Consider the following 13,205-nt stretch of genomic DNA (forward strand, 5'->3'; position numbering starts at 1 on the left):
CGGTCAGGTTGTCGCTGCCCGCGGGGGAGTGCAACCGCGGGCCCTGTCGGCGGTCGTCGCGACGAAGCGGTCCAGCACGGCGACCCAGCGCTCACGGGCCTCGTCCCTCGCCTCCGGCGTGGGCAGTCCGGTCTGCGTCGCGACGAGCGAGGCCGTGGTGCCGCGGCGTGGCTCGCTCGTCACGGCGACGGGCCACCCCTCGCGCGACCGGGCGCGCCACGTGATCCGCCGTTCGGTGCCGCTGACGCGCGGCTCGCCCACGATGCAGCTGCGCACCTCGTCGTCCTCGACGGCGAACCGCGTCCACGCCGCCATGAGGTCGGCCATGTCCCACGGTGTCGCTCGGCTCACGCTGGTCTGGAACGTGCCGTCCGACCGTTGGCCGGGCAGGCGCCGGCCGATGTGCTGCTCGTACGCGACGGTGACGGACTGGGCCCACCACGCGGCGGAGGGCGTCGTGCCCTCGAGCTCGGCGGTCACACGTGCGGCGATCGCGCCGTGATCGAGGTGCTCGGCACCGCACGACCCGAGAAGCTCGAGCCACGCGTCCCAGGTCCGGCCCGTCGCCCGTTCGACCTGCTCGATCCGGTGGTGCGTCATCGTGGTCCCTCCTGCGTCGAGCATGCGCTCTGCACACGGGGACGCACCACCCGGCCGGTCGCCCGCGGCGCCCGCTCAGCCGTGCAGCACGGTGAGCAGGGGCCCGTCGTCGCCGAGCACGTGGCTGCCTGCCGTCGAGAAGCCGTGCCGCTCGTAGAACGGCACGTTGCGGGGATCCGTCGTCCCGAGCCACGGCGTCCCGGCGGCGGCGCCCAGGGCGTCGATCCCGTGGTCGAGCAGCTCGCCGCCCCGACCGCGCGACTGGTGCGCCGGGTGCACCGCGAGGTAGTTGAGGTAAGGACCCGGGGCCGCCGGGGCGAGGGCGGCCGCACCGCCCAGCGCCCCGAGCACCTGCGTCGCCCTCTCCGGGCCGACGAGGGCGCGCAGCACGCCGGCGGGTGACGGCAGCGGCGACGCGGCCGGAGCGGCGACGTCCGCACCCGGCAGCCGCCACGCCGCGAGCGCGACCGGGACGTCGTCGACCGTCAGGATGTCGACCCGGCCCGCCGCGAGGTAGCGCTCGAGGGACGGACCGAGCCAGGCCGCGCACGCGTCGGCCCGCGTGTCGTCGTCCGGCAGCACCCAGCGCATCAGCGGGTTGTCGCGGTAGGCCAGCGCGCACACCGTGCGCAGGACCGGCAGGTCGGCGCACGTCGCGGGGCGGACGTGGCTCACAGCGGAACGCTAGCGCGTCACCGTCGGGTCCGGCAGGGGCCGGTGACGTAGGTTGGCGTCCGTGAGCACCGCCGTCTGCCCGGGGTCGTTCGACCCGATCACGCTGGGTCACGTGGACGTCGTCCGGCGCGCCCGGTCGATGTTCGACGAGGTCGTCGTGGCCGTGGCGCACAACGCCTCCAAGCGGTCGCTGCTGCCCCCCGACGAACGGGTCCGGCTGGCGGCGGACGCGCTGGCGGGGTGCGAGGGCGTGCGGGTCGTCTCGACGGACGGGCTGCTCGTCGACCTCGTGCGGGACGTCGGGGCGTGCGCGGTGGTCAAGGGGCTGCGCAGCGGTGCGGACCTGGACGCGGAGCTCGCGATGGCACTGATGAACCGGCACCTGTCCGGCGTGGAGACGGTCTTCGTCCTGGGCGACCCGGCTCGCGCGCACATCGCGTCGTCCCTGGTCAAGGACGTGGCACGGCACGGTGGACCGATCGACGACATGGTGACGCCCGAGGTGGCGGCAGCGGTGCGACAGGCACTGGCGCCGTCCCGGGGCGTCGGGGGAGAGGACGGACGATGACCGAGCACGTGGACGACGGCGTGGAACGGACGGAAGGCGTCGGCGGCGTGCTCGACGCGCTCGAGGACGCGGTGACGCAGGCACGGGCGATGCCCATGTCCTCGTCCGTCCTGGTGAACCGGGCGGAGATCCTGGAGCTGGTCGACCAAGTGCGCGCGGCGCTGCCCTCCCAGCTGCACCAGGCCGACGAGGTCCTGGCCGACGCGGACGCCGCGCGGGCCGCGGCGCAGGCGGAGGCCGAGGCGGTCCTGGCCCGTGCACGGAGCCGTGCGGCCGCGCTCGTGGAGCAGGAGAGCGTCGTGACGGCGGCGCAGTCCCGGGCCGCCGAGATCCTCGCCGAGGCGCAGGAGACGGCCGAGGCGCTGCGCCGGGACGCGGACGACTACTGCGACCGTCGCCTGGCGGACTTCGAGATCGACCTGGGCAAGGTCCTGTCGCAGGTGCAGGCAGGACGCGCGAAGCTCGCGGGTCGGCTGGTCCCGGGCGAGGGCGTGTAGCGGCCGTGGCCGCGGCGGGCGCCGTCGGTTTGGGACAGCGCACCGCGTGCCGTAGAGTTCTCGGTTGGTCCTGCCGGTCGTGGCGTGGACCGAGCCGTCATTGCCGCAACTAGGTGCCGCGCGCCCGCGCACGGTGCCACCTGGAACGAGGGGAACGGACCGTGCGCCCAACCCACCTCGATCCCAGCTCGCCGTTCGTGCTCGAGACACACGAGCTCGGCCGACGTCCGGGATCGATGCGGACGGTGCAGCGGACCGTCGCGGCACCCGACGAGCTCGGTAGCGGCATGATCGGCATCCCTGCCGGGAGCGACCTGGAGCTGGATCTTCGGCTCGAGGCGGTCATGGAAGGGGTCCTGGTCTCCGGATCGATCCGCGGCGAAGCCGTCGGGGAGTGCGTGAGGTGCCTGGAGCGGGTGGTCGAGCCAGTCGACGCACCGCTGCAGGAGCTGTACGTGTACCCCGAGCGTGCCGACGCAGCGGCGGCGAGCGGTGACGAGGACGAGGACGTGCGTGAGCTGGAGGGCGACCTGGTCGACCTCGAGCCCGCGCTGCGAGACGCGGTCGTGCCTGCGCTGCCCTTCCGGCCCCTGTGCCGGGTGGACTGCCCGGGCCTGTGCTCGGAGTGCGGGGCGCGGCTCGCCGACGACCCGGACCACGCGCATGAGACGATCGACCCCCGGTGGGCGGCCCTCGGCGGCCTGCAGGGCACTGACGACGAGAAGAGAGAGAGCTGACCGTGGCGGTTCCGAAGCGCAAGATGTCGCGCAGCAACACCCGTGCGCGTCGGTCGCAGTGGAAGACCACTGCCACGACGCTCACCAGCTGCCCCCAGTGCAAGTCGCAGACGCGGCCGCACATCGCGTGCCCCTCGTGCGGTGCGTACAACGGCCGTCGCTACGTCGAGGCCGTGCGCAGCGAGCACGAGACCGTCTGACCCTCGCGGTGGCGATGACCGGCAGATCCGTTCCGACCGGCGTCGCATGAGCACGGCAGCGGACACGCTCCTGGAGAAGCTCGGGGTCCCCCTGGACCCCGAGCTTCTCGTGCTCGCGCTGACGCACCGCTCGTTCGCCCACGAGGCCGGCGGCATCCCCACCAACGAGCGCCTCGAGTTCCTGGGCGACACGGTCCTGGGGCTCGTCGTGACCGAGCACCTCTATCGCACGCACCCCGACAACTCCGAGGGTGACCTGGCGAAGATGCGTGCGGCGACCGTGTCGCAGCGTGCCCTGGCGCAGGTCGCGCGGACGCTCGACCTCGGCAGCTACGTGCTGCTGGGCAAGGGTGAGCTCGCCACCGGCGGCAGGGACAAGGACTCGATCCTGTCGGACACGCTGGAGGCCGTCTTCGGCGCCGTCTACCTCGCGCACGGACTCGAGACGGCACGCGTCCTCGTCGACCGGCTCGTCCGGCCCACCCTCACCGCCGCCGCCGGGCTGGGCGCCGGGCTCGACTGGAAGACGTCGCTCCAGGAGCTGTCCGCCGCGCTCGGTCTCGGTGCGCCGTACTACGAGGTCACGGGCGAGGGCCCGGACCACGCCCGCACGTTCACGGCCCACGCCGTCGTCGGTGGCGAGATCCGCGGCTCGGGCACCGGCCCCGCCAAGAAGATCGCCGAGCAGGAGGCGGCGTCCGCCGCCTGGGCCGCGCTGAGCGCGCTGCGCGACACCGCGACGGACGAGGTCCCCTCGGGCGACGCGGGCTGACGCGTGCCCGAGCTCCCCGAGGTGGAGACGGTCCGCGACGGGCTCGCGCGGCACGTCCTGGGCCGGACCGTCGTCGACGTGGACGTGCGGCGCGACTACTCGGTGCGCCGCCACGAGGCCGGCCCGCTCGACTTCGCGGCGCGCCTGACCGGGCGACGGCTGGAGGCCGCGGTGCGGCGCGGCAAGTTCCTGTGGCTCCTGCTGGACGAGGGCGCCGGGAGGGGTGACGACGCCCTGCTGGCGCACCTCGGCATGAGCGGGCAGCTGCTCGTCCGCGGTGCCCACCTCGCCGACGCGGGGGCCTCCGGGGGCACCACGGACGTGGTCGTCGCGCCGGGATCGGTCGGCTGGGTCGAGCACCCGCACCTGCGGGTCCGGCTCGGGCTCGACGACGGCTCCGCGCTCGACTTCGTCGACCAGCGGACGTTCGGCCACCTGTCCGTCCCCGACCTGGTCCCGACGCCGGACGGTGCGCCCGGCGGCCTCGGCTCCGCGCGGCAGGCGCTGCCGGTGCCGGTCGCCCACATCGCGCGGGACCTGCTGGACCCGGCGCTGGACCGGCGCGCGGTCGTCACCGCCATGCGGGCACGACGCACGGAGGTGAAGCGTGCGCTGCTCGACCAGACGCTCGTCTCCGGCGTCGGCAACATCTACGCCGACGAGGCGCTGTGGCGGGCGCGGCTGCACGGGGCCCGGCCCACGGCGGCGCTGCGCGCCACGGACGTCGAACGGCTGCTCGACGCCGCGGCCGAGGTCATGACCCAGGCGCTCGAGCAGGGCGGCACGAGCTTCGACGCGCTGTACGTCGACGTCAACGGGGCGTCCGGCTACTTCGACCGGTCCCTGGCCGTGTACGGGCAGGACGGCCGGCCCTGCCCCCGGTGCGGGACCCCCGTACGTCGCGACGCGTTCGCCAACCGCTCGTCGTTCACCTGCCCCCGGTGCCAGCCGCGTCCGCGGCCCCGCCGCGCCTGACGGTCCGGTCGGTCGGTGCCCGACCAGCCGCCCGGCGCGCGGGGACCAGGCGTCAGCGCGGCACGACGTTGCGCAGGGGAGTGCCCGCGAGGAAGCGCCCGACGTTGTCGGCGACGAGCGACTCCCAGCCGACCGGGCGGCCGCCTGCCGCGTGCGGGCTGACCAGGACGCGGGGCTCGTCCCAGAGCGGCGAGGACGCGGGCAGGGGCTCTGTGGCGAACACGTCGAGGGCTGCGCCGGCGATGCCACCGGTCCGCAGCGCGTCCACGAGCGCGTCCTCGTCCAGCGTGGACCCGCGACCGGCGTTGACGACGAGCGCGCGTCGCGGCAGCAGGCCCAGCACGTCCCGCCCGATGGCGTGGTGGGTCGTCTCGAGCGCCGGCAGGAGCCCCACGAGCACGTCCGTGCGGGGCAGGACGTCCGGCAGGCCCTGCGGGGTGACGACGGGGAACCCGTACCGGTCCCCGGCGGTCGTGGCGACGCCCGTGACGTGCGCACCGAGCCCCACGAGCAGCGGCGCGAGGCGCGCGGCGATCGAGCCGAATCCCCAGACCGTGACGTTGGCGTCGATCAGCGTGGTCACGCGGTCAGAGGTGTGCAGCGGCTGCAGGCCACCCAGCTCGTCCGCCCAGCGGTGACCTGACTGGGCCTGCACCATCGCGGGCACCGACCGCACGGACGCGAGCAGGAGGGCCAGCACGTGCTCGGCGACCGTTGCGTCATGCAGTCCGCGTCCGTTCGTCACCACCACGTCGGGGGCGAAGCCCGCGGCGAGCACGGCGTCGGGCCCGGCGGCCAACGTCTGGACCCAGCGGGCGTGCGGTGTCGCCACCGCGAGCTCGGCGAGGCGGTCGGCGGGGTTGCCCCACACGACGACCGCGTCGGCGTGCGCCGCCTCCGGCGGGGGCGGGGCTGTCACGTCGTAGCGGACGGCGGTGACGCCCGACGGCAGCGTGGGCGCGCCGTCGACGGTCGTCGGGAGCAGGATCAGGGTCATGGGTCGATACGATGCCACGGTGTCAGCCACGAGCCAGTCCACGCCGACGCCCCCCGGGGGCGGTCGGCCAGGGTCCATCTCCGTCATGATCGTCGACGACCACGAGGTCGTCCGCCGCGGGATAGCCGAGGTCGTCGAGCGCACGGACGGCATGACCGTCGTCGCGGAGGCGGGCTCGGTGGCCGACGGCGTCCGTCGCGCCACGCTGGTGCGGCCCCAGGTGCTGCTGGTGGACCTGCAGCTGCCCGACGGCACGGGCATCGACCTGATGAAGGCGGTGCGCGAGACGCTGCCCGACGCGCGTGCGATCGTCCTGACGTCGTTCGACGACGACGACGCCCTCGCCCAGGCCCTGGACGCCGGCGCGGCCGCCTACCTGCTCAAGAGCGTGCGCGGAGCCGAGATCACCGACGTGATCCGCGCCGTGGCCGCCGGACGCACGCTCCTGGACGACCGGACCGTCGCGCGTCGCCGGGCCGGGCACGAGGACCCCACCGAGTCGCTGACGCCGAGCGAGCTGCGTGTCCTCGACCTGATCGGTGAGGGCATGTCCAACCGCGAGATCGCCGAGCGGCTGGGCGTCGCGGAGAAGACCGTGAAGAACCACATCACGTCGCTGCTGTCGAAGATGGGGCTGCAGCGCCGCACGCAGGTGGCGGCGTGGGTCGCGTCGCGCAAGAACTCCGGCTGGCGCGCCGAGCCCGGGCACTGAGGTCGCGCGGTGTGGTGCACGCGTCGCGCACCACACCGGCACCGCCGGCGACGGCTCAGCCGAGCGGGGCCTGCCAGGTCAGCAGGGAGCCCTTGCCGCTGGGGGCCGCACCCAGGCTGAACGTGCCCCCGTGCTGACGGGCCCGCGACGCGAGGTTGCCGGTGCCCGAGCTGCGCTCACGCTCTGCCGGCAGGCCCGCACCGTCGTCCTCGACGTCGACCTCGACGGACCCGGTCGGTCCCGAGCCGCGGACCGCGACGCGCACGCTCACCGACGAGGCGTGCGCGTGCCGGGCGGCATTGGCCAGGCCCTCCCGGACGACCGCGACGACGTCGTCGGTGAGCTCCTGCTCGAGACGCTCGTCGATCCGGTCCTCGGCCTCGCCGTCACCGGGTGACAGGTCCTCGCCGTCCAGCGAGAGGACCAGCGACGGCGCGAACCCGAGCCCCGTGCGGGCCAGCGACGTCTCACGACGCAGCCTCTCGACCAGACCGGTCGCCGCGTCGGGGTCGCGCAGCGCGTAGACGATCTGGCGGATCTCACGCACCGAGCTGTCGACGTTGTCGAGGGCATCCTCGACGATGCTCATGAGCTCCTGCGGGTCGACGCCCCGGGCCGCACGCCGACGCACCGTCTCCAGCTGCATGCCCGTGGCGAACAGCTGCTGGATCGCCAGGTCGTGCAGGTCGCGCGCGATGCGCTCGCGCTCGTCGAGCAGCGCGGCGACGTCCTGCGCGTGCCTGGCCTCGGCGAGGACGTACGCGAGCGCCGCCTGCGCCGCGAACGACTCGGCGGTCGCGAGGTCGCTCTCGTCGAACGGGATGGCACCGATGCGCCGCATCAGCACCAGGACCCCCACGCCGCGTCCGGAGGAGTGCAGCGGCGCGAACATCGCCGGCCCGAAGGCACGCATCTCGTCGAGCTTGACGGTGCGGGACGCCGACAGCGACGGCGTGAGCAGGCCGTGCCCCTCCTCGAGCACGGTCCAGGCACGGCCGCCGCGGGGCATGACCAGGCCGGTGAGCTCCGCGGCGCGGTACCCGTCGGCGAGCTCGATGAACAGCTCCCCGCCCATCCCCGGCAGCGCGAGTGCCGCGGTGTCCGCACCCGCGACCTCCCGCGCGGTGCGGGCGACGTGCTCCAGGGCGGACTCCTCGTCCACGCCCTCCAGGAGCATCGTGGTGATGTCCTGACCGGCACGCAGCCAGTGCTCGCGCCGCTCGGACTCGGCGTACAGCTGCGCGTTGGCGATGGCCACCCCTGCCGCCGCGGCGAGTGCCAGGACCATGTGCTCGTCCCGGGTGGTGAACGTCCCACCGCCCTGCTTCTCGGACAGGTAGAGCTGGCCGTAGACGTGCTCGCCCACCTTCACCGACGCGCCGAGGAAGGACCCCATCGGCGGGTGGTGCGCGGGCCAGCCCTGGAACGACGGGTGCTGGGTGAGGTCGTCGAGGCGCAGGACGCCGTCCACGGGGATCTGCCCGAGCACACCCTGGGCGTGCGGGGGGTGGCGCATCGCCCGCGCGACGGCCGTCGGGACACCCGTGTAGACGAACGTGGTGGACGTGCCGGTGTCGTCGAGGACGTTGATGGCCGCGAACCGGGCGGACGTGAGCTCGGCGCTGACCTGGACGAACCGGTCGAGCACGGCCGGCAGCTCGAGGTGTCCCGCGACCGCCAGCATCGCCCCGAGCAGGTCGGTCAGCGCGTCACCGGTGAGGGGCGCGGGGTCCGGTGCGGTGTCGACGATGACGCCCCGTTCGAACGGCGCCCCCGCGACCGGCAGCCGTCCGGCGACCTCACGCATCTCGCCTCGGTGCTCGCTCACGACGTCTCCTGCTCCTCGGCCTGCACGGCCTCACCGTAGCCCGGCACGTCCGCCGTCAGGTCCTCGTGGGTGCCGCGCGCCGCCACACGTCCGCCGGCGAGCCACAGCACCTCGTCCGCCGCGGCGAGCGGCGCGAGGCGGTGGCTGACCACCAGGACGCCGCGCGCGGTGCCGTGCCGCGTCGCCGGTGCGTGCCACAGCTCGTCGAGGACGGCGTCCGCGGTGCGCGGGTCGAGGTGCTCGGCAGGTTCGTCGACCAGCAGCAGGGGTGCGTCGGACACGAGCGCGCGGGCCAGCAGGAGGCGGCGGCGCTCCCCGCCGGACACAGTGCGCGCGTCGGACCCGACGACCGTGTCGAGGCCCTCGGGCAGATCGTCGAGCCACGGCCCCAGGCCGACCCGGCGCAGCGCGTCCGTCGCCTCGGCGGGCGTCACGTCGCCGCGGGCCACGCGCAGGTTCTCCAGGACGGAGGTGCCGAACACGTGGGCGTCCTCGCCCGTCATGACGACGTCGCCCGCCATGTGCCCGCCGTCCGCGCTCCCGAGGGCGACCCCGTCGAGCGTCACGGTCCCCGCGACGGGAGGCAGCAGACCCGCGAGCGTCAGCAGGAGCGTCGTCTTGCCCTCCCCGCTGGGTCCGGCGACGGCCAGGCGCCTGCCGGGCGCGAGCGTGAGGTCGACGTCCGTCACAGCCGGCACGCGACCCGGCCAGCCGCAGGCGAGGCCGGTCGCGACGAGGACCGGGCCTCGGGGGCGGGCGGTCGTGGTGTCGCCGGCGACGGTCGACGGGGTGCTGCTGGACAGGGTGCTGCCGGACGGGGTGCTGCCGGACGGGGTGCTGCGCACGGCGGTCCTGGGCTGCGCGGGTCCGGCGCTGTCGACGAGGGCCAGGACGCGAGCCGCGGCGGCCCGCGAGCGCTGCACCTGCACGGCGGCCGCCGGCAGCAGGGACGTCGCCTCGAAGGCGGCGAGCGGTGTCAGCACGATGACCGCCAGCTCGACCGGGGTGAGCAGACGCGCGGCGACGGCCGGCACACCGGTCACGAGTGCGGCGACCACGGCCACGCCGACCGCGAGCTGGCCGATGGCCGCCGCGAGCGCCGTGGGCCGAGCGCCGGCGTCCGTCGCGCGTGCGAGGTCGGTGTCGGCCGCGTGCAGCGCGTCGAGCTCGCCCCGCAACCGACCGGAGACCGCGAGCGGGCCGGCGTCGTCGAGCACACCGAGCGCCGTCGCGCTCATGCGCGCCCGCGCCTGCACGCCGCGCTCCTCCGCCGTGCGGGCCCCGCGTGCCGCGAGCCACGGCGCGAGGACGCCCGCGGCCAGCAGGCAGACCGCGAGGGCGAGCCCCGCAGGCGGCCAGAACAGCGCCATGGCGATCGACGTGCCGGTCCCGAGCGTGACCGCCACGGCGGCCGGCAGCAGGCCGCGGACCACGACGTCGCCGACGGCGTCGACGTCGGCGCCGACGCGCGCGAGCAGGTCACCGCGGCGCACCGAGAGCAGGGCCTGGGGCGACCCGGCGGCGAGGCGTTCGTAGAGCGTCACCCGCAGGTCGGCCATGCCGCGCAGGGCGATGTCGTGCGACACCAGGCGCTCGAGGTAGCGCATCAGCCCGCGTCCGATGCCGAAGGTCCGGACCGCGACGGTCGCGACCGACAGCTCGAGGACCGGAGGCATCTGCGAGGCGCGCGCGATGAGCCACGCGGCCACGGCCGCGAGCGCGACCGCGGACCCGAGCGCGAGGGTCCCGAGCAGGACCGCCAGGGCGGCGCGCCGCGGGTCGACGTCGAGCAGCCGGACGGCGCGTCGCAGCGTGCCGCGAGGCGGAGGGGCCGGGGCGGCCGCGGCCGGCGCGGGGGACCGCAGGGACGCGCTCATCGCCGCACCTCGTCGGCGGCGAGGGGTGCGCCGTGGGCTGCGGCGTCAGGCGCCGACGTGACGTGCACGACGTCGTCCGCGCGGCTCGCGAGCGACTCCCGGTGGGCGACGAGGAGCACGGCGCAGCCGGCGTCACGCAGCGCCTCGAGGGTCGCGAGCACGACCTGCTCGCCCGCCGCGTCGAGGTGTGCCGTCGGCTCGTCGAGCACGACGACGGGGCTGGGCCGCAGCAGGGCGCGCGTGAGCGCGAGGCGCTGCCGCTGGCCCACGCTCAGCCCGGTCCCGCCACCGCCCAGCGCCGTTCCCCAGCCGTCCGGGAGCGACGCGACGACCGTGTCGAGACCGGTGAGCGCGGCCGCGCGGTCGCGCTCCGCACGCGTGGTCGCCCCGAGGACCTCCTCGACCGTCCCCGGCTCCAGCACGGGCCGTTGCGGCAGCCACGTCACCTGACGCCAGTAGTCGTGCACGTCGACGTCGGCCAGGTCCGTCGCCGTGCCGTCGGCGGCGACCAGCGCGACGTGCCCCACGTCCGGCGGGAGGAGGCCGAGGAGCACCTCGACCGTGGTGGACTTCCCCGCCCCCGAGGGTCCGACGAGCGCGACGACACGCCCCGGGACGAGGTCGATGTCCACGGGCGCCGGTGCCCAGCCGCCCCGGGAGCGCACCGCCACGCCACGCGCGCGCACCGTCCCGCGCGTGAGGTCCGGCGCAGGTCGTGTCCCTGCCTCCGCGACGGGCACCTCCAGCACCGCGAACGCGCGGTCCGCCGCCGCGACACCGTCGGCCGAGGCGTGGAAGTGCGCGCCGACCTGACGCAGCGGCTGGAAGACCTCGGGTGCGAGCACCAGCACGGCGAGCCCGGTGACGAGGTCGACGTGGCCGTAGACGAGCCGCAGGCCGACGCCGACCGCCACGAGCGCGACCGCGAGCGTGGTCAGCAGCTCGAGCACCATGCCGGACAGGAAGGCGATCCGCAGGGTGCCCATGGTGGCGCGCCGGTGCGCGTCCCCGAGCTCGCGGACCCGCGCGGCCGGCCCGCGCTCCCGGCCGAACGCCCGCAGCGTCGACAGGCCGGCGAGCAGGTCGAGCACCTGGGCGCCGAGCCGCTGCATCGTCGCGAGCCCGCGCTCCGAGCGGCCCTGCGTCATGACGCCCACGAGCCACATGAACAGTGGCACCAGCGGCACGGTGCCGGCCAGGATCGCGGCCGAGACCCAGTCCAGACCGAGCACGACGAGCAGCGTCGCGGGGGTCAGCGTGGCGGCGAGCACGAGCTGCGGCAGGTACCGCACGAAGTACGGCTCGAGGGCGTCGAGGCCGCGTGTCGCCAGCGTCACGAGGCCGGCGCCGTCGGCGGGCGCGGCGCGCCGGGGACCGACGGCCGCGGCGTGCGCGACCACACGCTCGCGGAGCTCGGCGACGGCCCGCGTCGCGGAACGGTGCGCGTAGCGCTCCTGGACGCCGGCGGTCAGCGCGCGGAGCACGACGACGACGACGAGCCAGCCCGCCAGCGGGGCGACCTGCGCGAGCGAGGCCCCGTCGGCGACGGCCGATCCCAGCGCGTGCGCGAGGAGCAGCGCCTGCGCCACGACGAGCGCGCCGGTGAGCAGGCCGAGCGCGACCGTCAGGGCGAGGTACCCGCGTGCGGACCGCGCGTACCGCAGGAGCCGGGGATCGAGAGGCTTCACGCCGTCCAGCAGACCACGGTCAGGACCGCGAGACGACGCGGGCGAAGGTCAGGCCGGTCGCCTCGGGGATGTGCTCGATCGTCAGGCGCTTGCGGAAGACCCAGTAGGTCCAGCCCTGGTAGAGCAGCACGACCGGGGTGAGGATCGCGGCGACCCACGTCATGACGGTCAGCGTGTAGTCGGTGGACGAGGCGTTGTCGACCGTCAGGGAGTTCGCGGGGTCGAACGCGGGCATGACGTCGGGGAACATCGAGCCGAAGATCAGCACGACCGCGGCGACGATGGCGACGGCCGACGCGGCGAACGCGACGCCCTCACGACGCAGCCGGGTGGCGGCGACGACCAGGACGAGCGCAGCGGCGGCGACCAGCACGGCCGCCCACGTCCAGCCCTTGCCGCTGTACGCCAGCTGGGCCCACACGGCCCACACGCCGGCGACGACGAGGGTCACGACGGAGCTGCGTGCGGCGAACGCCCCGGCGCGCTCACGCATCTCGCCGTCGACCTTCATCGCCAGGAAGACCGCACCGTGGGTGAGGAAGATGCTGAGCGTCACGACCCCGCCGAGCAGGGCGAACGGGGACAGCAGCGCGAAGAAGCCACCGACGTACTGGTGGTTCGCGTCGAGCTCGACACCCCGCACCAGGTTGGCGAACGCGACGCCCCAGAGCAGTGCGGGGAGGAACGAGCCGAAGATCAGCGCGCGGTCCGCCCAGCCCCGCCAGACGTGGGAGTCGATCTTGCCGCGCCACTCGAACGCGACGACGCGCACGATGAGGGCGATGAGGATGAGGAACAGCGGGAGGTAGAAGCCGGAGAACAGCGTGGCGTACCACTCGGGGAAGGCCGCGAAGGTCGCGCCGCCCGCGGTCAGGAGCCACACCTCGTTGCCGTCCCAGACGGGACCGATGGTGTTGATCATCAGCCGGCGCTCCTTCTCCCGGCGGGCCTTGTCGCCCCGGGGCAGGATCGCGAGCAGCATGCCGACACCGAAGTCGAACCCCTCGAGCACGAGGTAGCCGGTCCAGAGCACGGCGATGAGGAGGAACCAGACGACGGGGAGGTCCATGGCGGGCTCC

General features: G+C 74.9%; 14 protein-coding genes. 7 read left to right on the top strand and 7 right to left on the bottom strand.

From position 1 onward, the window contains the following. Positions 1–3: 3 nt before the first annotated feature. On the bottom strand, positions 4–624 hold the full coding sequence (locus tag IR158_RS03565; protein WP_291809632.1) for a hypothetical protein: 621 nt from the start codon (positions 622–624) through the stop codon (positions 4–6). 51 nt (positions 625–675) lie between these two features. Continuing rightward, positions 676–1,275 carry a GNAT family N-acetyltransferase gene (locus IR158_RS03570; RefSeq protein ID WP_291809635.1) on the bottom strand — a complete coding sequence of 200 codons (600 nt, stop codon included), beginning with the start codon at positions 1,273–1,275 and terminating at the stop codon, positions 676–678. A gap of 61 nt (positions 1,276–1,336) precedes the next feature. On the opposite strand from IR158_RS03570, the gene coaD reads away from it, so the two are divergent. The 6 genes from coaD to mutM all read left to right on the top strand — a co-directional run bounded on the left by coaD (position 1,337) and on the right by mutM (position 5,024). Beyond that, positions 1,337–1,843: a pantetheine-phosphate adenylyltransferase gene (gene coaD, locus IR158_RS03575; RefSeq protein WP_291809637.1), complete on the top strand. Its 507-nt coding sequence runs from the start codon at positions 1,337–1,339 to the stop codon at positions 1,841–1,843. Continuing rightward, on the top strand, positions 1,840–2,340 hold the full coding sequence (locus IR158_RS03580; RefSeq protein WP_291809639.1) for a hypothetical protein: 501 nt from the start codon (positions 1,840–1,842) through the stop codon (positions 2,338–2,340). Before coaD ends, IR158_RS03580 begins: the two co-directional genes overlap by 4 nt. Before the next feature lie 197 nt (positions 2,341–2,537). Beyond that, positions 2,538–3,077 (top strand): DUF177 domain-containing protein, encoded by a 540-nt coding sequence (locus IR158_RS03585; protein WP_291809642.1) that lies wholly within the window; start codon positions 2,538–2,540, stop codon positions 3,075–3,077. Between the two features lie 2 nt (positions 3,078–3,079). Then, complete coding sequence (rpmF, locus tag IR158_RS03590) at positions 3,080–3,277, top strand: 50S ribosomal protein L32 (RefSeq protein WP_291809644.1); 198 nt, start codon at positions 3,080–3,082, stop codon at positions 3,275–3,277. 46 nt (positions 3,278–3,323) lie between these two features. Continuing rightward, positions 3,324–4,049: a ribonuclease III gene (rnc, locus tag IR158_RS03595; protein ID WP_291809646.1), complete on the top strand. Its 726-nt coding sequence runs from the start codon at positions 3,324–3,326 to the stop codon at positions 4,047–4,049. A 3-nt stretch (positions 4,050–4,052) separates the two neighbouring features. Next, on the top strand, positions 4,053–5,024 hold the full coding sequence (gene mutM, locus IR158_RS03600; protein WP_291809649.1) for a bifunctional DNA-formamidopyrimidine glycosylase/DNA-(apurinic or apyrimidinic site) lyase: 972 nt from the start codon (positions 4,053–4,055) through the stop codon (positions 5,022–5,024). Between the two features lie 52 nt (positions 5,025–5,076). Here the strand turns inward: mutM and IR158_RS03605 are convergent, their stop codons facing one another. Then, complete coding sequence (locus IR158_RS03605) at positions 5,077–6,021, bottom strand: NAD(P)-dependent oxidoreductase (protein WP_291809652.1); 945 nt, start codon at positions 6,019–6,021, stop codon at positions 5,077–5,079. Positions 6,022–6,106: 85 nt separating this feature from the next. Between IR158_RS03605 and IR158_RS03610 the strand changes: the two genes are divergently transcribed. Beyond that, positions 6,107–6,733, top strand: a complete 627-nt coding sequence (locus IR158_RS03610; RefSeq protein ID WP_291810126.1) for a response regulator transcription factor — start codon at positions 6,107–6,109, stop codon at positions 6,731–6,733. Positions 6,734–6,788: 55 nt separating this feature from the next. On the opposite strand, the gene IR158_RS03615 is transcribed toward IR158_RS03610, so the two are convergent. Genes IR158_RS03615 through cydB form a run of 4 tightly spaced genes read right to left on the bottom strand, consistent with a single transcriptional unit; the run spans position 6,789 to position 13,195 of the window. Further along, positions 6,789–8,561 carry a GAF domain-containing protein gene (locus tag IR158_RS03615; RefSeq protein ID WP_291809655.1) on the bottom strand — a complete coding sequence of 591 codons (1,773 nt, stop codon included), beginning with the start codon at positions 8,559–8,561 and terminating at the stop codon, positions 6,789–6,791. Beyond that, positions 8,558–10,438, bottom strand: a complete 1,881-nt coding sequence (cydC, locus tag IR158_RS03620) for a thiol reductant ABC exporter subunit CydC (protein WP_291809659.1) — start codon at positions 10,436–10,438, stop codon at positions 8,558–8,560. The genes IR158_RS03615 and cydC overlap by 4 nt, the downstream gene beginning before the upstream one ends. Continuing rightward, positions 10,435–12,126 (bottom strand): thiol reductant ABC exporter subunit CydD, encoded by a 1,692-nt coding sequence (gene cydD / locus IR158_RS03625; protein WP_291809662.1) that lies wholly within the window; start codon positions 12,124–12,126, stop codon positions 10,435–10,437. Before cydD ends, cydC begins: the two co-directional genes overlap by 4 nt. Positions 12,127–12,145: 19 nt before the next feature. After that, on the bottom strand, positions 12,146–13,195 hold the full coding sequence (gene cydB, locus IR158_RS03630; protein WP_291809664.1) for a cytochrome d ubiquinol oxidase subunit II: 1,050 nt from the start codon (positions 13,193–13,195) through the stop codon (positions 12,146–12,148). Between the last annotated feature and the right edge of the window lie 10 nt (positions 13,196–13,205).

Origin of the sequence: Cellulomonas sp. (genome assembly GCF_015234515.1) — a bacterium.
Taxonomy (GTDB): domain Bacteria; phylum Actinomycetota; class Actinomycetes; order Actinomycetales; family Cellulomonadaceae; genus Cellulomonas.

Excerpts from the sequence above, each read along its gene's own strand:
- IR158_RS03565 (WP_291809632.1), bottom strand. The coding sequence starts at position 624 with ATGCTCGACGCAGGAGGGACCACGATGACGCACCACCGGATCGAGCAG.
- IR158_RS03580 (WP_291809639.1), top strand. The coding sequence starts at position 1,840 with ATGACCGAGCACGTGGACGACGGCGTGGAACGGACGGAAGGCGTCGGC.
- rnc (WP_291809646.1), top strand. The coding sequence starts at position 3,324 with ATGAGCACGGCAGCGGACACGCTCCTGGAGAAGCTCGGGGTCCCCCTG.
- IR158_RS03605 (WP_291809652.1), bottom strand. The coding sequence starts at position 6,021 with ATGACCCTGATCCTGCTCCCGACGACCGTCGACGGCGCGCCCACGCTG.
- IR158_RS03610 (WP_291810126.1), top strand. The coding sequence starts at position 6,107 with ATGATCGTCGACGACCACGAGGTCGTCCGCCGCGGGATAGCCGAGGTC.
- cydC (WP_291809659.1), bottom strand. The coding sequence starts at position 10,438 with ATGAGCGCGTCCCTGCGGTCCCCCGCGCCGGCCGCGGCCGCCCCGGCC.
- cydB (WP_291809664.1), bottom strand. The coding sequence starts at position 13,195 with ATGGACCTCCCCGTCGTCTGGTTCCTCCTCATCGCCGTGCTCTGGACC.